The organism is Methylopila sp. Yamaguchi (assembly GCF_002897035.1).
In the GTDB taxonomy this organism is placed as follows: domain Bacteria; phylum Pseudomonadota; class Alphaproteobacteria; order Rhizobiales; family Methylopilaceae; genus Methylopila.
In genome coordinates this window covers 1-23828 of sequence record NZ_BAUX01000027.1, presented here as the reverse complement: position 1 = coordinate 23828, position 23828 = coordinate 1, and the positions used below count along the sequence as shown (strand labels likewise).

Genomic DNA, 23828 nt, shown 5'->3' with positions numbered 1-23828 from the left:
ATAGCGGCCCGGGCGGGGCCGACCGGCGGCATGGGCACGGCGGCCGCCGCGACGACGATCGCCGGCTGGGCGGCGCGGGCGAAGTCGGCGGGACGCGGCGTCGGAACCGGGACGCGCGTGGCGACCATGCGAACCTGCGGAGCGGAGGCCGGGGCGGCGGCGGGCGCCGCGCCTTCCTCGTCGTCGCCGCCGCGCTGCGGGGCGGAGGAGGCCGCGGCCGCGCGGCCGCGGGTCGCGGGCTGAGCCGACGCGACCACGGTCGGGGAGGTATCCGCCTCGTCGCCTTCGTCGGAACCGAACAGGCGGGCGAAGAAGCTCTTGCCGCTCGACGACGATCCGCCCGAATAGGCCTCGTCGACCGAAACGGAGCCGCGCGACTTCAGCTCGGCCAGCGCGACCTGATAGCCGGGCATCTGGCCGCCTTCGGCGGGCTGGTGGACGGTCTTGCCGCCGGGGAACAGGCGGGCGAGCTGCGCCCGGCTCATGCGCGGCCAGGCGCGGATCGAGCCGGCGTCGAGGTGGACGAAAGGCCGGCCGGAGGTCGGGTAGAACCCGACGCCGCCGCGCTGCAGCCGCATGCCGGCTTCACGGACCGCCGAGACCGGCACGCCAGTGATGTAGAAGTCCATCGCCCGGCCCAGCATGTGCTGGCTGGACTTCGCGACGCCGCGCGACCGGGCGCGGAGATAGGCGTTCGTCTCGGGGCTGCGGTAGGACGAGACGATGTTGATCATCTGCCCGCGGCCGACTTCGCGGTGGACCTCCCACACGATGTCGAACAGCCTCGGCTCCATGCGCGTCTGCTTGTCGTTGCGCCAGTCGCGGAGGAAGTAGCTGAGCTGCTTCAACCCGTTGGCGTCGTAACGACCGTCGCGCTTGAAGGTGACCGTGATCCGGTCGCCGCGATGGGTGTGGTAGAGCGTCAGCGTTCGGGTGTCGCCGTTCGCCTGCGCGTTCTGGGTGCCTTCGGAGCCCGCGATCAACGCGAAGGCTCCGAGGAGTGCGACGCCTACGCCACGGCTTGCGCGGCGAAGGGCGGTGCGTCGAGACGTTTTCGCTTCGGACAATGAACCGGCCTGACTCTTATAGATCGCCTGTGACGCCGTCGCGGGGGCGACGACGCAGCACTTGATCAACAAAGTCTCTGCGGAACTGGTTAATGCGACATGAACCAGACGCGATGAATTGAGCCCCCGAACCCCTTGTGTGTGTCCTGTTAGCCGCGGAATCGGGCAAAAGCTAGTCGCAAATGCCCTTAGTGCGCCGAAACCGCGGCTGGTTCATCGTTTGGACGCTTTTGGTTCACGGTCTCCGCGACGAATCACCAAATACGTTGGACAGCCACGAGCCGAAGGTTCGCGGACGCTGGACCGGCTCCTGCTCCACAATCTGCGCCTGCTGCTGCTGAATCTGCTGCGTCGGAGCCCGCCTGACCGGCTTCTCTGGCTTCGGCATGGCGACGACCGGAGCCGCCTGCGGCAGCGGCGGCAGCGGCTCGCCGTTCAGGGCCGCCTTAAGGCGCGGATCCTGGCCGTAGAAGTCCGAGCGCGTCTGCAGCGCGCCGTCGCCGCCGACCCAGGCGGTGAAGTAGGTCAGGTGCACCGGGATCGGCGTCGCGAGGTTCACGCGCCGTTCCTTGCCGCCGACGAGCTTGCCGAGCTTCTCGCCGCTCCAGCCCTGGTCGCCGATCAGCGCGTCCGCGAACTGCAGCGGCTCGTTGACGCGCACGCACCCGTGGCTGAGCGCCCGGCTCGTCAGTTTGAACAGGTTCCGCTGCGGCGTGTCGTGGAGGTAGACCGCGTAATCGTTGGGGAACATGAACTTGATGTTGCCGAGCGCGTTGCGCTCCCCCGGCGGCTGGCGGATGCGCACGTTCCGCAGGTTGCCGCTCCAGTCGACCGAGCCGGCGCTGACCACGCGGGTCTTCTTGCCGTCGCTGACGACGACCTCGTAGCCGCGGTTGGCGAGATAGTTCGGATCCCGGCGCAGCTGCGGGAGCATCTCCTTGACGGCGATCGAGGTCGGCACGTTCCAGTAGGGATTGACCACGATGTGGTCGATCGCGTTCGAGAACAGCGGCGTCTGGTTGGTGTCCTTGCCGACGATCACGCGCGTGTCGTGGATCGAGCGGCCGTCCTGCATGATGTGCAGCTCGAACGCGGCGACGTCGACGAACACATGCTTCGCGCCGAGCTCGCGCGGCATCCAGCGCCAGCGCTCCATGTTGGCGACGAGCAGCCCGGTCGGATCGGCGCCGCGCCCTTCGGCGTTCAGGGCGCGGATGGTCTGGCGGTTAGCGAGGCCGGAGACCGGCAGCTTCTTCGTCTTCTGGAAGGCCGACAGCGCTTCGGCGAGCGCGTCGTCGAACATGAGGTCGCCCGGACGCTCTTCGAGGCCGAGCCGCACGCGCAGTACGGGCACGCGCTGGTCCTCGATGCCGGGCTTCAGCAGCTTGCCTTCAAGGATCAGCGGCTGCTTCGGGGCCTCCGTCCGTTCGGCGCGCTTGGTGATCAGCAGCTTGCGCAGCGCCTGGAACTGGGCGTGCGGCGGGTTGAAGCCGTCGAGCGTGGCCGCGACGTCGGCGGAGGCCGAAATCGCGACCAGCGCGGCCGCCGCGTCGAAACGCGGCGCGCCGGCCGCGATCGAGCGGGAGATCGTGGCTGGGTTGACGCGGCCGCCCCACGCCTCGCGGGCGTAGGCGAGCGCCGCCGCGGAGAGCATGACGTCGGCGCGCGCCACGACCGCCGGCTCGGACGACGCCGGCGCGCTCGGCAGCGCGTAGCGCTTCGGATCAAGCCCGTCGTCGGCGGCGGAGGCGATCTTCGCGCGCGCCGCGTCGGCCTGTGGGGTAAAGCGGCTGTCGGCGAGCCAGAGCGGCGAGCCGTTGCGGGCGGCGTAGAAGGCGATCAGCGCGGCGCGGTCGCCGGCGGGCATCTTGAGGCTTTGGCCGGCCCCGTCCGTGGCGAGCAGAGCCGTCACCGCGGTCTGCAGGGGGTCGGTCGGATGAATCGCCTCGACCGGAGCGGGGGTGGCCGGCGCGGGCTGCTCGGCGGCGGGGGCTTCGGCCGCGGGCGCGGGCTCGTCCTTCGCTTCGCCCGCGGCGTCGACCGAACCGGTGACGTCGGGGACGACCGGCGTCGGCGCCGGGGTCTGGGCGGCTTCCGGCGGCGCGACGGCGGCGGTCGTCGACGGAGCCTGCGCCAGGGCCCCGGCGAAGGTCAGGGCCGACAGGCCGACGCCGAGGGCGGCGGCGCGCCATACGCGCTTTGGCGTCGAAGCCATGGTCGGTCCGCGGTCAGCGCTGGTGATCATGGCGTCACTTCCCCCGTAAAGCCGGCTGACCATGAGCGTCGGCGCGGCGCGGTTCAATCGTCAGAATCAGGTCCGGCGCCTCAGGCGACGGCTTCGTCGTCGCTCGTGTCCCGGCCGCCACATTCGGTCTCGAGACCGAGGTCCTTGAGGCGGCGGTAAAGGGTCGAGCGTCCGATCCCGAGGCGGCGCGCCACCTCGGTCATCTGGCCGCCGAGATGGCGGATGGCGTAGCGAATCGCGTCGCGCTCGAGCGATTCGATCGGGCGCAGGAGCCCGTCGGCGTCGAACAGCGGCAGCGCGGGAGCATCGAGCCGGCGCTCGAGCTCCGGTTCGGCGAGGTCCCGGGCGAGCGAAGGCGGCGGCTCTTCCGCCAGATGTTCCGGCGCGGCGCCGAGCAGGGCGGCGATCTGCGGGAAGTCGACCGCGCGCAGCACGTCGCCCTCCGCCAGCACCACGGCGCGGAACACGGCGTTCTCGAGCTGGCGGACGTTGCCCGGCCAGTCGTAGCGCTCCAGCAGGCCGAGCGCCTGGGCGCTGAGACCGCGGACGGTCCGGTTCTCCTCGGCGGCGAAGCGCGCCAGGAACCGGCGGGCGAGGTCGGCCACGTCCGCGCGCCGGGCGCGGAGCGGCGGCACCTTCACGGGGAAGACGCTGAGCCGGTAATAGAGATCCTCGCGGAACGAGCCTTCGCGCACCCGGGCGAACAGGTCCCGGTTGGTCGCCGAGATCACGCGGATGTCGACCTTGAGCGGGCGCTTGGCGCCCACCGGGTCGATCTCGCCCTCCTGCACCGCGCGCAGCAGCTTGACCTGCGCGTCCTGCGGCAGCTCTCCGATCTCGTCGAGGAACAGCGTGCCGCCGTCGGCTTCGGCGAACTTGCCGACGTGGCGCTCGAGCGCGCCGGTGAAGGCGCCCCGCTCGTGGCCGAACAGGATCGACTCGACCAGGGAGTTCGGGATCGCGCCGCAGTTCACCGCCACGAAGGGCCGGCCGCGGCGCTCGCCGGAGCCGGCGATGGCGCGGGCGAACAGCTCCTTGCCGACCCCGGATTCGCCCTCGATCAGCACCGGGATGTTGGAGGCCGCGGCCCGCTCGCCGATGCGCACCGCCTCGGCCATGGCGGGGGACCGGGTCGGCAGGTCGCGGAAGCTCAGCGTGCCGGCGGCGCGGCGCCCGATCCGGCGGATCTCGCCTTCGAGCGCGTCGGTGCGGAGCGCGTTGCGGATCGAGATCTGCAGCCGTTCCGGGCCGACCGGCTTCACTACGAAGTCGGCCGCGCCCGCGCGCATGGCGGTGACCACGGCCTCGATCGAGCCGTTCGCGGTCTGCACGATCACCGGCGTCGGAGAGCCCAGCTCGCGCATGCGCTCCAGCACGGCGAGGCCGTCGATGCCGGGCATCGCGAGGTCGAGGAACATCAGGTCGTAGGCCGCGCCCGGAAGCGTCAGCGCTTCGAGCGCGCCGGCGCCGTCTTCGGCGGTCCGCGCCTCGTAGCCGAAGCGTCGGACCTGCGCTTCGAGCAGGCGGCGCTGGACCGGATCGTCGTCGACGATGAGGATCGTGGCGCTCATACGGGGCTTTCGCGGAACCGGAAGGACAACAGAAGCGAACCGGTCGAGCATCCGCGGTCAGGGTAAATGGCCGCTTAAGTCGAAACGCGTATTCGTCGGGCCCCCTGTTGGCGGCGGGCGCGCCATTGATCGGCGGCGACCTGCTTGCGATATCATTGGCCACCATGCGCCGCCGGGCGCGCGCCGTCCGGGTCCCCCACGAACGAGCAGGCTTGCCCTTGTCCACAGTTTCAGCCGCCCTCGGGTCGTTGCCCGAATGGAACCTCGCCGACCTCTATCCCGGCCCCGACAGCCCGGAGGTCGCCGCCGACCTCGCCCGCGCCGAGACCGAAGCGCGCGCTTTCGAGGCGGCCTACAAAGGCAAGCTTGGGGAGTTCGCGGCGAGCGGCCGTCTGGTCGAGGCCGTCAAGGCCTATGAAGCGCTCGACGACCTGACGGGCCGGGTCGCCTCCTACGCCAGCCTGGTCTACGCGGGCGACACCACGGATCCCAAGGGCTCCAAGTTCTATGGCGACGTGCAGGAGAAGCTGACGACCGTTTGGTCGCATCTGCTGTTCTTCACGCTCGAGTTGAACCGGCTGGACGACGCGGTCCTCGACGGAGCGCTCGCGGAGCCGGAGCTCGCCCGCTACCGCCCGTTCCTGGACGACGTGCGCAAGGAGCGGCCGCACCAGCTCGAGGATCGGGTGGAGCAGCTGTTCCACGAGAAATCGGTCACGGGGCGCGGCGCCTGGAACCGCCTGTTCGACGAGACCATGGCGGCGCTCCGCTTCGAGATCGACGGCGAGACGCTGACGCTCGAGCCCACGCTCAACATGCTGCAGGATCCGAGCTCGGAGCGCCGCAGGGTCGCCGCCGAGGCGCTGGCCAAGACCTTCAAGGCGAACGTCCGCACCTTCACGCTGATCACCAACGTGCTGGCGAAGGACAAGGAGATCTCCGATCGCTGGCGCGGGTTCGAGGACGTCGCCGACAGCCGGCATCTCGCGAACCGCGTCGAGCGCGAGGTGGTGGACGCGCTCGTCTCCGCCGTGCGGGACGCCTATCCGAGGCTCTCGCACCGCTACTACAAGCTTAAGGCCAAGTGGTTCGGCATGGACGCGCTGAACCACTGGGATCGCAACGCGCCGCTGCCGACCGCCCCGACCCGCACGATCCCTTGGGACGAGGCCCGCGACACGGTGCTCGGCGCCTACGGCGGCTTCGCGCCCGAGATGGCGGAGATCGCCGGCCGCTTCTTCGAGCGGGGCTGGATCGATGCGCCGACCCGTCCCGGAAAGGCGCCAGGGGCCTTCGCGCACCCGACCGTGCCCTCAGCTCACCCCTATGTGCTGCTGAACTACCTTGGCCGGCCGCGGGACGTGATGACGCTCGCCCACGAGCTCGGCCATGGCGTCCACCAGGTGCTGGCCGCGCCGAACGGCCCGCTGATGGCGCCCACGCCGTTGACGCTGGCCGAGACCGCCTCGGTGTTCGGCGAGATGCTGACCTTCCGGGCGCTGCTCGCCAAGACAACGGAGCCCGCTCAGCGCAAGGCGATGCTCGCCTCAAAGGTCGAGGACATGCTGAACACGGTGGTCCGGCAGATCGCCTTCTACACCTTCGAACGGAAGGTGCACGAGGAGCGGCGGAACGGCGAACTGACCTCGGAGCGGCTCAACGAAATCTGGCTCGAGGTGCAGACCGAGAGCCTCGGGCCGTCGATCCGGATCGGCGAGGGATACGAGGTCTTCTGGACCTACATTCCGCACTTCATCCACTCGCCGTTCTACGTCTACGCCTACGCCTTCGGCGACTGCCTCGTGAACTCGCTCTACGCGGTCTATGAGAACGCGTCGGAGGGGTTCGTGGAGCGCTACTTCGCGCTGCTGTCGGCGGGCGGAGCCAAACCCTATCCGGAGTTGCTGGCCCCGTTCGGTCTGGACGCCCGAGATCCGGCGTTCTGGCAGACCGGCCTCGGCCTCATCGAGCGCATGATCGCCGAGCTCGAAGCGTTGGAAGACGCGGCGGCCTGACCACGAAAAAGCCGCGGCTCGTCTTCGAGCCGCGGCTTTCACATCGGCGCAGGCGCCTGATCCCAGAACCAGCCGGGGCTCAACCCTTCGCGGGCGTCGCCATCCGGTCGAGGCGGTCGCGCATCTCGGCCATCTCGCGGCGAAGCTCGTCGAGCTCGGCCGCGGACTTCTCCTCCCGGGGCGCCGGGGCCGCAGGCTCGGCGCCCGCCGTGGCTCCCTCTGTCTGACCAGGAAAGGCGGTGAACATCCGGAACGCGCGCTCCATGATCGCGACGTTCGTCCGCATCTGCTCCTCGACCACCGACTGGAACGGCGCGGCCGCGCCGAAACCGCTCAGCGACGAGCGCATCTTGTCCTGGTCGCGGGTCAGCGCCGCCATCGACAGCTCGAGATACTTCGGCACGAAGCTCTGCACGCTGTCGCCGTAGAACCGGATCAGCTGCCGCAGGAAGGTGATGGGGAGCAGGTTTTGCCCCTTGTTCTCCTGCTCGAAGATGATCTGCGTCAGCACCTGATGTGTGATGTCGTCGCCGCTTTTCGCGTCGACTACATGAAAGTCTTCGCCCTTTTTGACCATCGCGGCGAGGTCTTCGAGCGTCACATACGTGCTGGTGCCCGTGTTATACAGGCGCCGATTGGCGTATTTCTTGATCGTGATCGGATCGGTCGTACTCGACATAGCGCGCACATCTCCGCCCTTCCCGGGCTTTTTGCGACGTTCCTCCCGCGGCGCGACACGGCTTAGAGCCCGCCGAGGCATTGGGACGATAAGGCTAAAATAGGGCGGCGGCCAGATTTTTGTGCAGTGCGAGGCCCATACGCCATCAGTACGGCTAATGACGCAGGCGGGACAATCCTCGCATAGTTCTTTGGGCTCAAACCCCGGCGGATCGACGGACGTCGTCTTGACGCCACGCGGCGGGGCTACCGATAAACGCAACCCGACGCCTTCGCTTCTCGCGGCGGCGACGCTTCTTTTCCGACAGGACCGGAGGAAAGATCATGGCAGAGACCGACGTCGTCATCGTGGGCGCCGCGCGCACCCCGGTCGGCTCCTTCAACGGATCGCTCGCCTCCCTGCCGGCCCATGAGCTCGGCAAGATCGCGATCAAGGCGGCTCTCGAGCGCGCCGGCGTCGAGCCGGGTGAGATCTCCGAGACCATCCTCGGCCAGGTCCTGACCGCGGCGCAGGGACAGAACCCGGCGCGTCAGGCTTCCATCGGCGCGGGCATCCCGATCGAAGCGGCGGCTTGGGGCATCAACCAGGTGTGCGGCTCGGGCCTGCGCGCCGTGGCGCTCGCCGCCCAGGCGGTCGCGCAGGGCGACAGCGCCTTCGTCGTCGCCGGCGGTCAGGAAAGCATGAGCCAGTCGACCCATGCCGCGCACATGCGCGCAGGCACCAAGATGGGCGACGTCAAGTTCATCGACACGATGATCAAGGACGGCCTCTGGGACGCCTTCAACGGCTACCACATGGGCACCACCGCCGAGAACGTCGCGACCCAGTGGCAGATCACCCGCGAGCAGCAGGACGAGTTCGCGGTCGCCTCTCAGAACAAGGCCGAGGCCGCGCAGAAGGCCGGCAAGTTCAAGGACGAGATCGCGCCGGTGACCATCTCGTCGAAGAAGGGCGACATCATCGTCGACCAGGACGAGTACATCCGTCACGGCGCGACGCTCGACTCCATGGCGAAGCTGCGCCCGGCCTTCTCCAAGGACGGCACCGTGACCGCAGGCAACGCCTCGGGCATCAACGACGGCGCCGCGGCGCTGGTGGTGACCTCCGCGTCGGCCGCGGCCGCCAAGGGCCTCAAGCCGCTGGCGCGCATCGTCAGCTGGGCCCAGGCCGGCGTCGATCCCTCCGTCATGGGCACGGGCCCGATCCCCGCCTCGCGGAAGGCGCTGGAGAAGGCGGGCTGGTCGGCCGCGGACCTCGACCTGATCGAGGCCAACGAGGCCTTCGCCGCGCAGGCCTGCGCGGTGAACAAGGACCTCGGCTGGGACCTCTCCAAGGTCAACGTCAACGGCGGCGCGATCGCGATCGGCCACCCGATCGGCGCGTCGGGCGCCCGCGTGCTCGTCACGCTGCTGCACGAGATGATCAAGCGCGACGCCAAGAAAGGCCTCGCGACGCTCTGCATCGGCGGCGGCATGGGCATCGCGCTGACGGTCGCGCGCGACTGACGACGTCTTCTCGATAGCCGGCCGCCGCGGCGGCCGGCCGGTTCTTTGACGGGCGGACACAACGCCCGAACCCTTTTTCTTTGCCTGGGAGGACACCAATGGCACGGACGGCGCTCGTCACCGGCGGCACGCGCGGCATCGGCGAGGCGATCTCGATCGCGCTCAAGAAGGCCGGCTACAACGTGGCCGCCACCTACGCCGGCAACGACGAGAAGGCGAACGCCTTCAAGGCCGAGCACGGAATCGCCGTCTTCAAGTGGGACGTCGCCGATCCTGAGGCCTGCGCGGCGGGAATCGCGAAGGTCGAGGCTGAAGTCGGCCCGATCGACGTGCTGGTGAACAACGCCGGCATCACCCGCGACGCGATGTTCCACAAGTCGACCTTCCAGCAGTGGCGCGAGGTCATCAGCACCAACCTCGACTCGATGTTCACGATGACGCGGCCCGTGATCGACGGCATGCGCGAGCGCGGCTTCGGCCGCATCATCAACATCACCTCCATCAACGGCCAGAAGGGCCAGATGGGGCAGGCGAACTACTCCGCGGCCAAGGCCGGCGTGATTGGCTTCACCAAGGCCCTCGCGCAGGAAAACGCCAAGAAGGGGATCACGGTGAACGCGATCGCGCCCGGCTACATCGCGACCGAGATGGTCATGGCGGTGCCGGAGAAGGTGCGCGAGAGCATCATCGCGACGATCCCGGTCGGCCGCCTCGGCGAGTCGGAGGAGATCGCAGAGGCGGTGGTCTATCTCGCTGGCGACAAGGCCGGTTTCGTGACAGGCTCCACGCTGACCATCAACGGAGGCCAGTACATCACCTGACCGCAGCTCGCGCGCCGCACCCCAGGGCCGCGTCGGGCGGTCCGGGATGACGCGCGGCCCGAGCCGACGTATAGGCCGCGGATGACCACCGCCCGCGCCACTCTCGTCGGCTCCCTTGCCATCCTGCTCTGGTCCTCGCTCGCGACGCTGACCGCCGCGAGCGGGTCCGTTCCGCCGTTCCTGATGACGGCGCTGACCTTCGCGGTCGGGGGTATGGTGGGCCTCGCGGTGGCGGCCCGCCGTCCCCGCGGCCTCGCCGCCCTTCGTCAGCCCTGGCCTGTCTGGGCGCACGGCGTCGGCGGGCTGTTCGGCTACCACGCCTGCTACTTCGCGGCGCTCCGGCTCGCGCCGCCGGCGGAGGCGAGCCTGATCGCCTATCTCTGGCCTTTGCTGATCGTTCTTCTGTCGGCCTTCCTGCCGGGCGGCGGCTTGCGCCTCCGCCATGTCCTCGGCGCGCTGCTGGGCCTCGGCGGCGCCGCGCTCATCATCGGCGGTCGCTCCGGCGGCTTCGGCTTCGACGCGGCCTATGCGCCGGGCTATGCGGCTGCCTTCGGCTGCGCCCTGCTGTGGTCCGGCTATTCGGTCGCGTCCCGACTGTTCCAGACGACGCCGACCGAGGCGGTCGCGGGCTTCTGCCTCGCTACCGCGCTCCTCGCGGCCGTCTGCCATCTCGCCTTCGAGACGACGGTCTGGCCGGAGGGCGCGCTCGCCTGGGCGGCGGTCGTGGGTCTCGGCCTCGGGCCGGTCGGCCTCGCCTTCTACGTTTGGGACGTCGGCATGAAGCGCGGCGACGTGCGCCTGCTCGGCGTGCTGTCCTACGCAGCGCCGCTGCTCTCGACGCTGCTGCTGATCGCGGCGGGCTACGCGCAGGCCACCCCGGCGCTCGCCGTTGCCTGCGGGCTCATCGTGGCGGGCGCGCTGGTCGCGACCTTCGGCGGGCGCGGCCGGCGCAAGTCCTCGTCAGCCGCGGCCTGAGGGACGCGGCGTCGGGCGCCAGTCCGGCGGGGCGAGTTCGAAGCCCGCGAAGTCGAACCCCGGCGCCACCGTGCAGCCGACCAGCGTCCACGCGCCCAGCGACTCCGCCGCCTGCCACCAGCCCGCCGGCACCACCACTTGCGGCGCCTCGCCGGCCGCGACATTCAGCCCGAGCCGATGCGCCTGCGCGTCGTGGCCGTCGGCCGACAGCGTGAGCGCCAGCGGCGCGCCGGCGTAGAAGTGCCAGACCTCGACCGCGTCCACCCGGTGCCAGGCCGAGACCTCGTCGAGGCCCAGCAGGAAGTAGATCGCGGTCGAGCGCGACCGTCCGGCGGCGTCGGTCGCGGGGTCGCGGAACGTCTCGCGGTAATGGCCGCCCTCGGGGTGCGGTCGCAGCCCCAGAAGGCGAACCACCTCGCTCGCCGAAAGGCCTTCGAGCCCGGTCATCCCCGGTTCTTCCGCTCGCGGAGTTCGGCGAAGACCGCGGCCGAATCGCCCGCGTCCATGCCCACCGCCGCCGCGACCTTGGCCTCGCCGGCGCGCAGGAAGACGTTGGTCGCCTTCTCCGCTCCGATCGTCGTCGGCACGGTGGGCTTTCCGGCGGCGCGGTCCGCCTCGATCTTGGCGAGCCGTTCGGCGATCGCCTGATCCTGCGGGAGTATTGAGGCGCAGAACTTCGCGTTCGACAGGGTGTACTCGTGCCCGCACCAGACGCGCGTCGAGGCGGGCAGCGCGGCGAGCTTGGACAGAGAGCGCCACATCGCCTTCGGCGTGTCCTCGAACAGGCGCCCGCAGCCCATGACGAACAGCGTGTCGCCCGCGAACAGCCAGCCTTCGTTCGCCTCGTGGAACACGATGTGGCCCTTGGTGTGCCCGGGCGTCTCGATCGCCTCGAAGCGGAAGCCGCCGATGTCCGCGACGTCGCCCTCGCTCATGCCGAAGTCGAGGCCGGGGATGGCGTCCGCCTCGGCCGCGGGGCCGTACACCCGCGGATGGTATTTGGCCTTCAGCGCCGGCAGGCCGTCGATATGGTCCGGGTGCTTGTGGGTGATCAGCACATGGGTGAGGTCCCATCCCTTGAGCTGCAGCGTCCGCAGGATCGGGCCGGCTTCGGGCGCGTCCACCAGCACGGTTGTGTCGCTCGCGCCGTGGCGGATCAGCACCGCGTAGTTGTCGGAGAGGCAGGGGATCAGGACGATTTCTGCGGGCATGCGGGACTCGCGAACGTTGGGGATCTGGAGGCTAACGGCGGCGGAGGCGGGGTCAAGGCGCCCGGCCGGCGGGCAGGGGCCCGGCGTCCGTCGCACTTGACCCTCCGTGACATGGGGTGCATTCGACCGGCGCGGTGAAAAAACCGCGCGAAACGAGCGTGGGCAGATGGAACTCGACAGCATCGATGCGGCGGTCGCGGCGATCGCGGCGGGCGAACTGGTCGTCGTGGTCGACGACACCGACCGCGAGAACGAGGGCGACCTCATCATGGCGGCGTCGAAGGCGACGTCCGAGACGCTCGCCTTCATGATCCGCCACACCAGCGGCATCATCTGCGCGCCGATGACCGCGGACCGCGCGGACGAGCTCAACCTCGCGCCGATGGTCGCGAACAACCGCGACCCGATGCGCACCGCGTTCACCGTCTCGGTCGATTACAGGATCGGCCTCACCACCGGCATTTCGGCGGAGGAGCGGGCGAACACCGTACGCGGCCTCGCGAGCGACAACGCCGTGGCCGCCGACTTCCTGCGGCCCGGCCACATCTTCCCGCTGATCGCCCGCGAGGGCGGCGTGCTGACCCGCTCGGGCCACACCGAGGCGGGCGTCGATCTCGCGACCCTCGCCGGCCTGCCGCCGGTCGGAGTGCTGGCGGAGGTCGTGAACGACGACGGCACGGTGAAGCGCCTGCCGGAGCTGATCGCCTTCGCCCGCGAGCACGGCCTCAAGATCGTCTCGATCGAAGACCTGATCGACCACCGCTCGCGCCGCGAGACCTTCGTCAAGCGCATCGACCGGTTCGAGCGCCGGATCAACGGCTGCGACGCCACCATCACGATCTACGAGACGCCGTTCGAACAGACGCAGCACCTCGCGATCACCGTCGGCGACGTCGGCGCGGCCGGCGCGACGCCCTGCCGGATCCACCGCGAGCACCTGCTGACCGACCTGCTGCGTGGGGCGGCCACCTCCAAGGGGTGGCTCGACAACGCGCTCGCCCGCTTCGGCGACGCCAAGCGCGGCGTGTTCGTGCTGATCCGCGATCCCTCGGTGCTGCGCGACGCCGCCGACGCGAGCGGCCCTGCCGACCCGTCCGAGGAGAAGCACGTGAGCGCGCGCCAGCGCCGCGCGCGATGGCGCGAGATCGGCGTCGGGGCGCAGATCCTGCGCGACCTCGGCGTGCGCAAGATCGGCCTTCTGGCGGGGCACGAGCGCCAGTTCGTCGGTCTCGCCGGCTTCGGCATCGCGATCGAGACCACCGAGATCGTCGACGAAGAGGATGCCCCCGCGTGAAGGTCGTCATCTTAAGCGCGGGGCAGGGCCGCCGCCTTCTCCCGCTCACCGCCGAGACGCCGAAGTGCCTGATCCCGTTCTCCGGGCGCAGCCTGCTGGAATGGCAGGTGCGGGCGCTGGTGGCCGCCGGCGTCGACGACGTCACCGTCGTCACCGGCTTCGAGGCCGAGAAGGTCGAGGCGGCGCTGGCCGAGATCAGTCTGCCCGGCGCGACGCTCCGGACCACGCACAACCCGTTCTACGAGCTCGCCGACAACCTCGCGAGCTGCTGGATCGCCCGCCACCGCATGATCGGCGAATTCCTGATCCTGAACGGCGACACGCTGATCGAGCCGGGTATCGTCCGGCGGGTGCTGGAATCGCCGGCGACCGCCCCCATCACGGTCACGATCGACCGCAAGGCCGACTACGACACCGACGACATGAAGGTGCGGGAGGAGGGCGGCCGGCTGCTCGCCATCGGCAAGACGCTGCCGAACGATCTCGTCACCGGCGAGTCGATCGGCTTCCTGCGCTTCACGGACGAGGGCGGCGCGACCTTCGTGAGCGAGATCGAGCGGCTGATGCGCTCGGAAGAAGGCCTCAAGCGCTGGTACCTCTCCGCCATCGACGGCATCGCCCGCTACAAGGGCGGCGTCGGCGTCCGGTCGATCGAGGGCCTCGAGTGGGGCGAGCTGGATTTCCCCGCCGACGTCGATCACGCGGTGGAGCTCACGGGCCGCTGGGTCGAACGCGGGCTTTAAGCCCTTGAACCCCGTAGTTTTCGCAGGACGCCACGACGAGATGCCGATCACGGGGCCGTGATCGGCATCTCTTCGTTTGCAGCAAAACCGTGGCGAACAGCCCCTCCCATGTGTCCGAACGCCGCATGACTGGAATGCCAATAATTGGCATTCCAGATGCCAAAAGATGCGCGCAGGCTCATTCCAATCTCTGAATTCAACAACAACAGAGTGTGGGATGGAAAACGCAAACGCATCTGCGACCAAGTGGTCGCAGCTCGCTCTCGGCGTGCTGTGCATGGCGATGATCGCGAACCTCCAGTACGGCTGGACGCTGTTCGTCGATCCGATCGACGCAAAGTTCCACTGGGGCCGCGCGGCCATCCAGTTCGCCTTCACCCTCTTCGTCGCGACCGAGACGTGGCTCGTGCCGGTCGAGGCCTGGTTCGTGGACCGCTACGGCCCGCGCGTCGTCGTCGCCTTCGGCGGCGTGATGATCTCGCTCGCCTGGGTGCTCGACTCCTACGCGGACTCGCTTCCCCTGCTGTACCTCGCCGCGGTGATCGGCGGCGTCGGCGCCGGCTCGGTCTACGGCACCTGCGTCGGCAACGCCCTCAAGTGGTTTCCGGACCGCCGCGGTCTGGCGGCCGGCGCGACGGCGGCAGGTTTCGGCGCCGGCGCCGCGCTGACGGTCGTGCCGATCGCCAAGATGATCGCCTCGAGCGGCTACGAAAGCGCGTTTCTCACCTTCGGCCTGATCCAGGGCGGGGTGGTCGTCGTGGTCTCCTTCCTGCTGAAGAAGCCCACGGTGTCCGCGCCCATCCGCCGCAAGACGCTCCGCCTGCCGCAGAGTTCGGTGGATCGCAAGCCGGGCGAGGCCCTGCGCACGCCCGTGTTCTGGGTGATGTACGCGATGTTCGTGATGGTCGCGTCCGGCGGCCTGATGGCGGCCGCTCAGATCGCGCCGATCGCGAAGGACTTCAACGTGGCGGGCGTGCCCGTCAGCATGTTCGGCCTGCAGATGGCGGCGCTCACGCTCGCGATCTCGCTGGACCGCATCTTCGACGGGTTCGGCCGGCCGCTGTTCGGTTATCTCTCCGACCAGATCGGCCGTGAGAACACGATGTTCCTGGCGTTCTCGATCGCCGCGGCCGCCGTCTGCACGCTGCTGACCTTCGGCCACAACCCGATCGTCTTCGTGTTCGCGACCGCGGCCTACTTCGGCGTGTTCGGCGAGATCTACAGCCTGTTCCCGGCCACCTGCGGCGACACCTTCGGGTCGAAATTCGCCGCGACGAACGCGGGCCTGCTCTACACGGCGAAGGGCTCGGCGGCCTTCCTCGTGCCGTTCGCGAGCGTGCTGTCCGCGGCCTACGGCTGGTCCGCCGTGTTTGCGCTGATCATCGGCCTGAACGTCGCCGCGGCGCTGCTCGCGCTGTTCGTGCTCAAGCCGCTCCGGCTGCGCTACCTGTCGCAGCCGGAGCAGCCGACGATCCCGCTCGCCGAGGCGCCCCTGCGGGCGGTCTGATCCATGTCGCCTTGAGGGATCGCCGCCTGCCGCGGCGGTCCCCGATGTCACTCAGAACCATCATCTTTGGCGCGACTGCAGACGCGGAGCGCCGTCCAAACCGTCCCGGCGAGCGCCGGGGCGTCGACGCCCCCGACTTCGACGAGCGGCTCGAAGACCGCTCGTCCTTTTTTTATCGGATCGGGCTCAGCCCTCGATCATCTTCCGCACGAGGATCAGGTCAGCCGGCTTGTCGACGTCGATCGCGGCCCGGCCGAAGGGCAGCTCGACGACCCCCGCCGAACAGCCGGCGATCTGCTCGATCCGGCGCATGGCGTAGCCAAGCGTGAGGCGTCCGAACAAAGCGGCGACCACGGCCCTGATTCCGAGGCGGCGGAGCAAAGTAAAGGGCTTCTTCCGCTCGTTCTCCACGATCTGCCACATCTGGATCGCCCGCGCGGCCCGCCTGTCCCTGAGGTAGAACAGGTTGCAGCCGGAGAAGCGGCCGTCGCGGAAGCGTAGGAAAGTGCGCTTGGTGTCCGGCGCCGCCGCCATCACGTCGCGGTCGCGCGCAAGCCCCGCCACCACGTCCGCGTCGGGCAGATGGTCGAGGAACCAGCGGATCCACTCCGGCTCCAGCAGGGCATGGTCCGCGGTGGTGACGAGAAGCGGCGCGCCGAGCGCCTCAAAGGCCTCGCCCACGCTCCGGCTGACGGAGGTCGACGATTTCAGGACCTCGACCCCGGGGAGGTCGATCAACTCTGGCCGGTCAATCGAGACGACGATGCGGTCGATCCGGCCGCTGTCCCGCAGCGCCGCGATCACCCGTTCCACCATGGGGACGCCGCCGATCGGGATCAGCGCCTTGTGGGTGACGCCGGCGAAGTCGGCGAGCGCGTCGCGGCCTGGCCGCACGCCCGCCAGCACGAGCGCCGTGCGGGTCACGCCAGCGCCTTGCGGTAGATGCGGTAGGTCTTGTAGGCGGAGCCGTTCGAAAGCGCCTCGCCCATGTGCCGCATCGGCATGTTGCTCTCGAGCACCCAGGACATCTCGACCCGCTCGATCCCGCGGCGGCGGCCCTCCTTGCGGAACTCGTCGAAGATGTAGATCGGCATGGCGCGGCCGAGGAACGAGCGAGCATACTCCTTGCGCACCCCCATCAACGCCACGCGGCCGCTGGTGTAGGTCATGCGCTTCAGCCGCCAGACGAGCTTCGCCCAGTTGAACGGCAGCAGCTTGCCGCCGAAGTCTGCGATCATCTCGTTGAGGTTTGGCAGCCCCACTCCGAAGGCCGCGGCGCGGCCGGACACCTCGACGATCCAGAGCAGCCGCTCGTCGATCAGCAGCTTCAGCGACTTCGCCAGATGGTCGAGCTCTTCCGGGCTGAACGGCACGAAGCCCCAGTTCTCGGACCAGGCGTCGTTGAAGATGTCGATGACGGTTGCGATCTCCTCATCGTAGCGCTTCCAGTCGAGGTGCCGGACCACGACCTCGGGCGGCCGCGGGCGCTCAATGATGCGCTCGACCGCCTTGGGGAAGGGCTCGCTGGTGAGGTGCAGATAGGCGAACAGGTCCATCGCCTTGGCGTAGCCCTGCTCCTCGACGCGGGCGGCCACGTAGCGCGCGTCATGCGGCATGAACAGCATCGGCGGCGTGTCGAAGCCGTCGATCAGCAGGCCGCACTCCTCGTTGATCGAGAGGTTGAACGGCCCCCGCGCCTCGGAGCGGCCCTTGGCCTTCAGCCAGCCTTCGGCGGCGGCGAAGAGGGCGCGGAACACGTCCGGGTCGTCTTCGCCGGCGAGCAGGCCGAAGTGGCCGCAATCGCCCACCCGGTCGTCGCTCTGGGCGCTGATGCGGCCCACCGGAACGCCGTCGCGCCACGCCAGGAAGAACTGCGCTTGGACGTGCCGGAACAGCGGGTTCTTGGCCGGGGACAGCGACTCGCGCCGCTCCATCGTCAGCTGGGGCACATAGTTCGGATCGGCCGCCTGCAATCGGTTCGGCAGCGTGATGAAGCGGTCGAGGTCGCGCTTGCCTTCGACCGGGCGGACGTCGATCTGGCTCATCGGCCGGTCTCCAGGGCGAGCGTCCGCCGGCGACTCGGCCGCGCGAGGCCTTGCTCCATGCGGTTGAGGTTCCAGGCGCCGATGGCGAGGAACATCACGGTTCCGGACCAGGCGGCGACGATCGGCGGCAAGATCGCCGCCAGCCCGAGCGAGGTCAGCAGCCCGTCGCAGACCAGGAACATGAGGCCGAGCGCCAGCCCCGTCATGGCGTGCTTCGCGGAGCGCGCGTCGCGCCAGTTCACGAAGGCGCCAGGCATCGCGAGCAGCAGCATGACGACGGCCGCCATGGGCGCCGCGAAGACCCTGTGGAATTGCGTCTGGTAGAACGAGAGCGGCGCGTTCGCCACCCGCTGCCCGCTGATGACGGCCTGCGCCGCGCTCGCCGAAATCTGGCCGAAGGGCTCCATCGCGGCGACCGCGTCGGCCGGGGTGAAGGTCGTCTTCCACTCGCCGTCGGCCGGCATGGCGGCGTTCGACTCGCCGCGCTTGAAGGACGCGTAGGTCGCGCCCGTCAGCAGCCAGCGCTTCTTCTCCCAGCGGGCCTCCGTCGCCGTGAGCTTTCCCGTCGCGGTCTTGTCGGGCGCGCGTTCGAACACCTTGAGGTTCTTCAGCGTGCGTCCGCGGTTCGCGATGCCCTCGAACGAAACCACGTCGTCGCCGATCCGGAGCCACACCGGTTTGGCGCTGTCGAACTTAGGATCCTGCCCCTCAGCCCACCACAGCGCGAGGCGCTGCTCGGTCTTCGGCAACACCGCGTCCAGAAAGACGCAATGAACGCTCGCGATGACGAAGGCGGCGGGGAACATCATCGCGAACAGGTTCCAGGAGCTGCGTCCCGAGGCCCGCATCGCGACGATTTCGCTGTTGCGCGCGAGCAGGCTGAGCGTCATCAGCGCCCCGACCAGAACGCCAAGCGGAAGGGCGTGAGAAATCAGCGTTGGCACCCGGAGCAGCAGATAGGTCCCGAAGCCCGCCGCGCCCTGGCCGCGATCGAGGATGTCGCCCGCGTTGTCCACAAGGTCGAGCACCTCCGCGATCGACGCGAGGACCAGGGTGGCGACGGTCGCAAGCGCAAGGAAGCGCAGGCTCATGTAGCGAAGAACGCGCATCAGCTCCTCGCGGTCGCTCGCCGGCGGAACAGCGGCGCGATCGCTCGTCCGGCCGCGGCGCCGAGCGCCGAAATCTGGTCGGTGAAGCGCGAGATCGCGGAATCTCCCGGCCGGTCGGTGCCGGTCGTGAACAGGAACGCCGACACCAGCACGAGACCGGCCAGCGGCCCCCAGGTAAGCAGAGGCGCGGGCGCCACGCCCTTTTCGGCGAGCGTCTCCCCGATCTGCAGCACGTTCTGGAACAGGATCAGGGCGAGCGCCGCGACCCCCATGTTGGCCACGCGGTTCTGCCGCCGCATCGTCATGCTGAGCGGAATGATCAGCAGAGGCAGGAACACGATCGCGAGCGAGCGCACGATGCGCGAGTGGAACTCCGCCGATAGCTTCCGATAGGAGGCGGAGGGCGCCGCCTCGCCCATCTCGCTCCAGAGTTCGTTCATCGTCAGCTCGCGCTCATTGCCGCCGCGCGGGCGGAACGGCGGCGCCTCAAGGGCGAACTTCTTGTCGAACACGAGCTCGCGGAACCGGAGCGTGTTCGGGCGCTGGCCATCGGCGTTGCGGAGCACGACGCCGTCGGAGAGCCGCAGCTGAAGCTGCTTGCCGTCCGGGGTCACCTCGAGCTTGCCGGCGCGCGCCGTCGTCAGGGTCTCTAGGCCGCCGGCGCGATCCTCGATGAAGACGCCCGTCAGGTTGCGCCCGGTGTTGTCGACGTCGTCGGCGGTGACGGTCAGCCCGTCGCGGACGTTGATGAAGGTGGCGGCCGGCGCGTGCGCGCGCCACGCGTAGGACACCGAGGAGTTCAGGATCGCCCTGTAGCTGTAGCGGCTGTAAGGGTCGAGGTAGCCGGAGACCAGCAGGTTGAGCGCGGCGATCACGGCGCCGATCGCCATCAGCGGCTTGGCGAGCGACCAGACCGAGACGCCCGAGGACAGCATCGACTCGAGCTCGGACCCGCTCGACAGCCGCGAGAACGCCGCGAAGACGCCGAGCGCGAAAGCGGCCGGCATGGCGAAGCCGAGATAATGCGGGACGAGGTTCGCCGAGAGGGCGAACACGAGATAGACCGGCGCGCCGGCCGCGGCCAGCACGTCGACGATGCGCAGCACGCGCTCAAGCAACAGCCCCGCGAGCACCACGCCCAACGACAGCAGCATCGGCCGCAGCGTGAGCCCCGTGACGTAGCGCTGCAGCAAGCCGAAGCCGAGCGCCGTGCCGCGCGCCTTGGACGTTTGCGTCACGGCGCGGTCCAGAGGGCCGTCAGGGCGGCGCGGAGGGCGGCGATGGTCCGTGCGTCGAGCTCGGGCCCTTCGCCCAGCGCGGGCGGTCCGGGCCACCCCGCGTCGACGAAGGTCACGCCTTCGAAGGCGCGCGGCGTCTCGTGGCGGGGGATCACGTGGAAGTGGACGTCCGGGTCGACCATCATCAGCATCAGATAGTTGATCTTGTCGTAGCCGGCCAAGCGCTTAAGCGCCGGCTCCAGGCTCACGACGACGCGACCCAGCTCCGCGAAGGCCGCAGGGCTCAGGGCGCCGAAGGCGGACGCGTCCTCCTTGCAGACCAGCACCAAAGATCCGAAGCCCGGCTGCTTCGGACGGATCTGGATCGACCACAGGTCGGTCTCCCCGACCACGGTCTCGGGGTGGCCGAACTTTAGCATCGTTGGATTGGGCATGGGCTTCGGGGGCGTTGGCTTCGGGGAAGCGCCACGGACGCTGTGGGTGGCAGAATAGGCGTTTCATCATTAAAGAGCACGCATTCACACGAACGACGATGCGGACGACCAAATTATGACGCAGCTACGCCCGGCAGCCGTCGCTGTCCTTCTTGGACGGTCCGACGCGCGCATCTGGGGGATGTCCTCGGCTGAACGCCTGACCCGACAGCTCGCGCGCGCGGGCGTGTCGGAGGTGCGCGAAACGGCCGACGCGCTGCCCACGGACGGCGCGGTTTTGCTGCTGCGCGTGGACTACGCGTTCGAGCAGCGTCTGATCGACGCCTTGGCCGAGCGGCCGGGCGCCGTGCTGCTTGACGGGGCTATCCCGGTCGCGGCGCATGTGCCGGCCGCCGAGGCGCCGGGCGTGGCCGCGGCGATCGCGAAAGGGTCGGCCGCTGACCTGCCCGCCACGGTGGATCGGCTCGATTCCGAGGGTCTGGCCGGCTCCTACAACAGGAAGCTGCGCAAGCGCGAGATCGCCTACCTCATCCCGCTCAGCCCCCAGACGGTGGACGAGGTCGAGGCGCGCAGCTTCGCGGGATCGTACAAGGGCGTGACCGACGCCGTCACGAAATACGTCTGGCCGGTCCCGGCGCGCATCGTGACCAAGTGGTGCGCCGTGCGCCGGATAACGCCCAACGCCGTCACCTATGTCGGGCTGGTCCTCGTCTTCGCCGCGATGTGGGCGTTTTGGACGGGACACTACCTGCCGGGGCTGGTCGCCGCGTGGGTCATGACCTTTCTCGACACCGTCGACGGCAAGCTCGCCCGCGTCACCATGACCTCGAGCGAGTTCGGCAACGTGCTGGACCACGGCATCGACCTGGTGCACCCGCCGTTCTGGTGGATGGCCTGGGTCTTCGGCCTGCCGGCGGCAGGGTTCTCGGCCGCCGGGGCCGAGTGGATGATCGCGATCATCTTCGGCGGCTACATTCTGCAGCGGGTGGAGGAAGGGATCTTCCTGCGCCTGTTCGGGATGCACATGCACGTCTGGCGGCCGTTCGACAGCTTCTTCCGGCTGATCACCGCCCGCCGCAATCCGAATCTGGTGCTGCTGACGGTCTTCACGCTCTTCGGCCGGCCCGATCTCGGGATGTACGCCGTGATCGTCTGGATCGTGCTGAGCTTCCTCGTGCACACCGCCCAGATCGTCCAGGCGGTGATCGCCCGTCGCAGCAGGCCGATCGTCTCCTGGCTGGACGCGGCGTGACGAGGCTTGGCGTTCTCGCGAACGCCAAGAGCTGGCGCGGCGTCGAGGGTCTGGTCGGCGCGCCCGGCGTCGTGGCGGAGACGCCCGACGGGATCGACGGCTACGGTCCGGCCATCGCGCGGCTGAAGGCCAACGGCGTCGGGGTGATCGCGATCGCGGGCGGCGACGGCACCTTGCGCGAGGCGCTCACCGCGCTGATCGCGGCCTACGACGGCGCCCCGCCGCCGATCGCCTTCGTGCCCCGGGGCAAGACCAACGTGGCGGCCGCCGACGTCGGCGGGGTGAAGGACCTCGCCGCGCTTGCCGCGGCCGTGGCGGCCGGCGCGCCGGCGCGCCGGCTCGAGATCCGCCGGCCGATGCGCGTCACGGCCGGGGGCGTTACGCGTTACGGCTTCGTGTTCGGCTGCGGCGCCTTCGAGCGTGGCGTGCGGCTCGCGAACGCCCAGGTCCACAAGCGCGGCTTCGCGCAAGGGATCGGCCTCGCGATGGCGGTCGCCTCCAGCATCAGCGCGGCGTTTTCAGGGGCCGAGCGACAGGCTTGGCGCAGCGGAGTCGCGGCGTCCGTCGCGGTTGACGGCAGGCCCGCTCTCAAGCAGGACCGCTTTGTCCTGCTCGCGACCTCGCTCCACAAGCTCATGCTCGGGCTCTGGCCGTTCTGGGGCGAAGGCGAGGGCGAGATCCGCCTGCTCGACGTCGCCGCGCCGCCGCGGCGGCTGGCGCGCGCGCTGCTCGCCGTCGCCCGGCGACGGCCGGCGCCGTGGATGGCGGAGGCGGGCTACGTCAGCCTGCGCGCGGACCGCCTCGAGCTCGAGCTTGCCGCGCCCTTCATCCTCGACGGCGACACGTTCCTCGCCGATCCCGATGGCCGGATCGAACTTGCGAGCGGGCCGGCGGTGACGTTCGTGACCTATTGAGTTTGCGACGGCCAGGAGCGGCAGCGCGTGCATCGAGATGACCGCCGACGGCGGGCTGCTGAGCATGAGAGGGTTGAGGTCTCGAGGCAAAAACGTCCTCATGCTGAGGGGCCGACCATAGGTCGGCGTCTCGAAGCACGCACGCCGCCTCAGCTCGACTCCCGCCGCCGCGTCATCGTTCCCTCGGCCAAAAGCGCTCCGATCCCATGACGCCTCCGCCAAATTCCCCACGGGCCCCACTGACGTCCGCTGTCGCCGCGGAGCTCGCCGCGCCCCAGCCCGAGGCGGTGCGCGCCTTCGCTGCTGAGCTGGCGGCGCGCGGGGGAGGGGGCGTCGCGGGCGTGCTGTTCTACGGCTCGGCGTTGCGGACCGGCGAGACCGACGGCCTGCTCGATTTCTACGTGCTGCTCGACGACCTCGGGGCTTGGGACCAGAGCCGGTTCGCGACCCTGGGCAATCGGCTGCTGCCGCCCAACGTCGAGTACGCCGAGAGCGTCGGCGACGGCCCGCGCCTCCGCGCCAAGGTCGCAATCATGTCGGTGGCGCAGTTCGCGCGGCACGCGCAGGCTCTGAGTCGCGACACGACGATCTGGACGCGGTTCTGCCAGCCGGCGGCCCTGCCTTACGCGCGCGATGCGGCGGCGGCGGCGGCGATCGCGGATGCGGTCGCGACCGCTGTCGGCGCGGCGGCGTGGTGGGCGGCTCATCTGGGGCCGGAGCGCGGGCCTGCGGCGGCGTTCTGGACGGCGCTGTTCCAGCGCACCTACGCGTCCGAGCTGCGAGTCGAGAGCGCCGCGCGGCCGTCCTCCATCGTCGAGCGCGCGCCGGAACGCTTCGCCCGCGTGCTGACGCTCGGATGGACGGCGGAGGGCGTGCCGTTCGCGACGGAGACCGACGGAGCGCTGTCGCCGCGTCTTGCGGCCGGCGACCGCGCGAAAGCCGCGAAGGCCTGGGCCCGGCGGCGGCGCCTGGCGAAGCCGCTCAATCTCGCGCGGCTCGCCAAGGCGGTCTTCACGTTCTCAGGCGGCGTGGACTACATCGCCTGGAAGATCGAGCGGCACTCCGGCCACGCGATCGTCGTCACGCCATTCCAGCGCCGGCACCCACTGCTGTCGGCAGGACCCGTGCTGTGGCGGCTGTGGCGCCGAGGCGTTCTGCGCTGACGGGGAAGGGACAGACGTTGTTTTCGGCGGGGAGGATGCC

General features: G+C 69.7%; 21 protein-coding genes. 10 read left to right on the top strand and 11 right to left on the bottom strand.

The window, feature by feature from the left end:
- From METY_RS20280 to METY_RS20270, 3 genes are all read right to left on the bottom strand, one after another.
- A partial coding sequence (locus METY_RS20280) for a DUF882 domain-containing protein (RefSeq protein WP_146035773.1) occupies positions 1-983 on the bottom strand: 983 nt, incomplete at its 3' end.
- A 319-nt stretch (positions 984-1302) separates the two neighbouring features.
- On the bottom strand, positions 1303-3312 hold the full coding sequence (locus METY_RS20275) for a L,D-transpeptidase family protein (RefSeq protein ID WP_160147398.1): 2010 nt from the start codon (positions 3310-3312) through the stop codon (positions 1303-1305).
- An 80-nt stretch (positions 3313-3392) separates the two neighbouring features.
- Positions 3393-4883, bottom strand: a complete 1491-nt coding sequence (locus METY_RS20270; protein WP_103123206.1) for a sigma-54-dependent transcriptional regulator — start codon at positions 4881-4883, stop codon at positions 3393-3395.
- Between the two features lie 164 nt (positions 4884-5047).
- Here METY_RS20270 and METY_RS20265 point away from each other — a divergent pair, with 164 nt between their 5' ends.
- Positions 5048-6898 (top strand): M3 family oligoendopeptidase, encoded by a 1851-nt coding sequence (locus METY_RS20265; protein WP_244593766.1) that lies wholly within the window; start codon positions 5048-5050, stop codon positions 6896-6898.
- 79 nt (positions 6899-6977) lie between these two features.
- Here the strand turns inward: METY_RS20265 and phaR are convergent, their stop codons facing one another.
- Positions 6978-7577 (bottom strand): polyhydroxyalkanoate synthesis repressor PhaR, encoded by a 600-nt coding sequence (phaR, locus tag METY_RS20260; protein WP_103123204.1) that lies wholly within the window; start codon positions 7575-7577, stop codon positions 6978-6980.
- 323 nt (positions 7578-7900) lie between these two features.
- Here phaR and METY_RS20255 point away from each other — a divergent pair, with 323 nt between their 5' ends.
- The 3 genes from METY_RS20255 to yddG all read left to right on the top strand — a co-directional run bounded on the left by METY_RS20255 (position 7901) and on the right by yddG (position 10878).
- Positions 7901-9082, top strand: coding sequence for an acetyl-CoA C-acetyltransferase (locus METY_RS20255; protein WP_103123203.1), 1182 nt, complete (start codon positions 7901-7903; stop codon positions 9080-9082).
- Positions 9083-9180: 98 nt separating this feature from the next.
- Positions 9181-9903: an acetoacetyl-CoA reductase gene (phbB, locus tag METY_RS20250; RefSeq protein ID WP_103123202.1), complete on the top strand. Its 723-nt coding sequence runs from the start codon at positions 9181-9183 to the stop codon at positions 9901-9903.
- A gap of 81 nt (positions 9904-9984) precedes the next feature.
- Positions 9985-10878, top strand: a complete 894-nt coding sequence (gene yddG / locus METY_RS20245) for an aromatic amino acid exporter YddG (RefSeq protein ID WP_103123201.1) — start codon at positions 9985-9987, stop codon at positions 10876-10878.
- Here yddG and METY_RS20240 read toward each other — a convergent pair.
- Together METY_RS20240 and gloB are read right to left on the bottom strand one after the other, a co-directional pair.
- Positions 10864-11325 (bottom strand): cupin domain-containing protein, encoded by a 462-nt coding sequence (locus METY_RS20240; RefSeq protein WP_103123200.1) that lies wholly within the window; start codon positions 11323-11325, stop codon positions 10864-10866. The two genes, yddG and METY_RS20240, sit on opposite strands and share 15 nt — an antisense overlap.
- The gene (gene gloB, locus METY_RS20235; protein WP_103123199.1) at positions 11322-12089 is read right to left on the bottom strand and encodes a hydroxyacylglutathione hydrolase; all 768 of its coding nucleotides are present in this window, start codon (positions 12087-12089) and stop codon (positions 11322-11324) included. The genes METY_RS20240 and gloB overlap by 4 nt, the downstream gene beginning before the upstream one ends.
- Before the next feature lie 166 nt (positions 12090-12255).
- Here gloB and ribB point away from each other — a divergent pair, with 166 nt between their 5' ends.
- The 3 genes from ribB (at position 12256) to oxlT (ending at position 15633) form a co-directional block, all read left to right on the top strand.
- The gene (gene ribB, locus METY_RS20230; protein WP_103123198.1) at positions 12256-13383 is read left to right on the top strand and encodes a 3,4-dihydroxy-2-butanone-4-phosphate synthase; all 1128 of its coding nucleotides are present in this window, start codon (positions 12256-12258) and stop codon (positions 13381-13383) included.
- Complete coding sequence (locus METY_RS20225; RefSeq protein WP_103123197.1) at positions 13380-14126, top strand: phosphocholine cytidylyltransferase family protein; 747 nt, start codon at positions 13380-13382, stop codon at positions 14124-14126. The genes ribB and METY_RS20225 overlap by 4 nt, the downstream gene beginning before the upstream one ends.
- A gap of 217 nt (positions 14127-14343) precedes the next feature.
- The gene (oxlT, locus tag METY_RS20220) at positions 14344-15633 is read left to right on the top strand and encodes an oxalate/formate MFS antiporter (RefSeq protein WP_103123196.1); all 1290 of its coding nucleotides are present in this window, start codon (positions 14344-14346) and stop codon (positions 15631-15633) included.
- Positions 15634-15819: 186 nt separating this feature from the next.
- Here oxlT and METY_RS20215 read toward each other — a convergent pair whose 3' ends face one another.
- Genes METY_RS20215 through METY_RS20195 form a run of 5 tightly spaced genes read right to left on the bottom strand, consistent with a single transcriptional unit; the run spans position 15820 to position 20459 of the window.
- Complete coding sequence (locus METY_RS20215) at positions 15820-16557, bottom strand: NTP transferase domain-containing protein (protein ID WP_103123195.1); 738 nt, start codon at positions 16555-16557, stop codon at positions 15820-15822.
- Positions 16554-17678 carry a dATP pyrophosphohydrolase gene (locus METY_RS20210; protein WP_103123194.1) on the bottom strand — a complete coding sequence of 375 codons (1125 nt, stop codon included), beginning with the start codon at positions 17676-17678 and terminating at the stop codon, positions 16554-16556. The genes METY_RS20215 and METY_RS20210 overlap by 4 nt, the downstream gene beginning before the upstream one ends.
- Entirely contained in the window at positions 17675-18787 is a 1113-nt protein-coding gene (locus METY_RS20205; protein WP_103123193.1) for an LptF/LptG family permease, read from the bottom strand. Before METY_RS20205 ends, METY_RS20210 begins: the two co-directional genes overlap by 4 nt.
- Entirely contained in the window at positions 18787-20025 is a 1239-nt protein-coding gene (locus tag METY_RS20200; RefSeq protein ID WP_103123192.1) for an LptF/LptG family permease, read from the bottom strand. Before METY_RS20200 ends, METY_RS20205 begins: the two co-directional genes overlap by 1 nt.
- Positions 20022-20459: an HIT family protein gene (locus tag METY_RS20195; protein WP_244593765.1), complete on the bottom strand. Its 438-nt coding sequence runs from the start codon at positions 20457-20459 to the stop codon at positions 20022-20024. Before METY_RS20195 ends, METY_RS20200 begins: the two co-directional genes overlap by 4 nt.
- Positions 20460-20640: 181 nt before the next feature.
- Here METY_RS20195 and METY_RS20190 point away from each other — a divergent pair, with 181 nt between their 5' ends.
- The 3 genes from METY_RS20190 (at position 20641) to METY_RS20180 (ending at position 23788) form a co-directional block, all read left to right on the top strand.
- A complete protein-coding gene (locus METY_RS20190) occupies positions 20641-21711 on the top strand; it encodes a CDP-alcohol phosphatidyltransferase family protein (protein ID WP_244593764.1) in 1071 nt (356 codons plus the stop codon).
- On the top strand, positions 21708-22625 hold the full coding sequence (locus tag METY_RS20185) for a diacylglycerol kinase family protein (protein WP_160147397.1): 918 nt from the start codon (positions 21708-21710) through the stop codon (positions 22623-22625). The genes METY_RS20190 and METY_RS20185 overlap by 4 nt, the downstream gene beginning before the upstream one ends.
- Before the next feature lie 206 nt (positions 22626-22831).
- Positions 22832-23788 carry a hypothetical protein gene (locus tag METY_RS20180; RefSeq protein WP_244593763.1) on the top strand — a complete coding sequence of 319 codons (957 nt, stop codon included), beginning with the start codon at positions 22832-22834 and terminating at the stop codon, positions 23786-23788.
- Positions 23789-23828: the final 40 nt, after the last annotated feature.

Bases quoted from the DNA above. Each gene is read 5' to 3' on its own strand.
- METY_RS20275 (WP_160147398.1), bottom strand. From the start codon at position 3,312: ATGATCACCAGCGCTGACCGCGGACCGACCATGGCTTCGACGCCAAAG.
- METY_RS20270 (WP_103123206.1), bottom strand. From the start codon at position 4,883: ATGAGCGCCACGATCCTCATCGTCGACGACGATCCGGTCCAGCGCCGC.
- METY_RS20265 (WP_244593766.1), top strand. From the start codon at position 5,048: ATGCGCCGCCGGGCGCGCGCCGTCCGGGTCCCCCACGAACGAGCAGGC.
- phaR (WP_103123204.1), bottom strand. From the start codon at position 7,577: ATGTCGAGTACGACCGATCCGATCACGATCAAGAAATACGCCAATCGG.
- METY_RS20255 (WP_103123203.1), top strand. From the start codon at position 7,901: ATGGCAGAGACCGACGTCGTCATCGTGGGCGCCGCGCGCACCCCGGTC.
- phbB (WP_103123202.1), top strand. From the start codon at position 9,181: ATGGCACGGACGGCGCTCGTCACCGGCGGCACGCGCGGCATCGGCGAG.
- yddG (WP_103123201.1), top strand. From the start codon at position 9,985: ATGACCACCGCCCGCGCCACTCTCGTCGGCTCCCTTGCCATCCTGCTC.
- METY_RS20240 (WP_103123200.1), bottom strand. From the start codon at position 11,325: ATGACCGGGCTCGAAGGCCTTTCGGCGAGCGAGGTGGTTCGCCTTCTG.
- gloB (WP_103123199.1), bottom strand. From the start codon at position 12,089: ATGCCCGCAGAAATCGTCCTGATCCCCTGCCTCTCCGACAACTACGCG.
- ribB (WP_103123198.1), top strand. From the start codon at position 12,256: ATGGAACTCGACAGCATCGATGCGGCGGTCGCGGCGATCGCGGCGGGC.
- oxlT (WP_103123196.1), top strand. From the start codon at position 14,344: ATGGAAAACGCAAACGCATCTGCGACCAAGTGGTCGCAGCTCGCTCTC.
- METY_RS20210 (WP_103123194.1), bottom strand. From the start codon at position 17,678: ATGAGCCAGATCGACGTCCGCCCGGTCGAAGGCAAGCGCGACCTCGAC.
- METY_RS20205 (WP_103123193.1), bottom strand. From the start codon at position 18,787: ATGCGCGTTCTTCGCTACATGAGCCTGCGCTTCCTTGCGCTTGCGACC.
- METY_RS20195 (WP_244593765.1), bottom strand. From the start codon at position 20,459: ATGCCCAATCCAACGATGCTAAAGTTCGGCCACCCCGAGACCGTGGTC.
- METY_RS20190 (WP_244593764.1), top strand. From the start codon at position 20,641: ATGTCCTCGGCTGAACGCCTGACCCGACAGCTCGCGCGCGCGGGCGTG.
- METY_RS20180 (WP_244593763.1), top strand. From the start codon at position 22,832: ATGACGCCTCCGCCAAATTCCCCACGGGCCCCACTGACGTCCGCTGTC.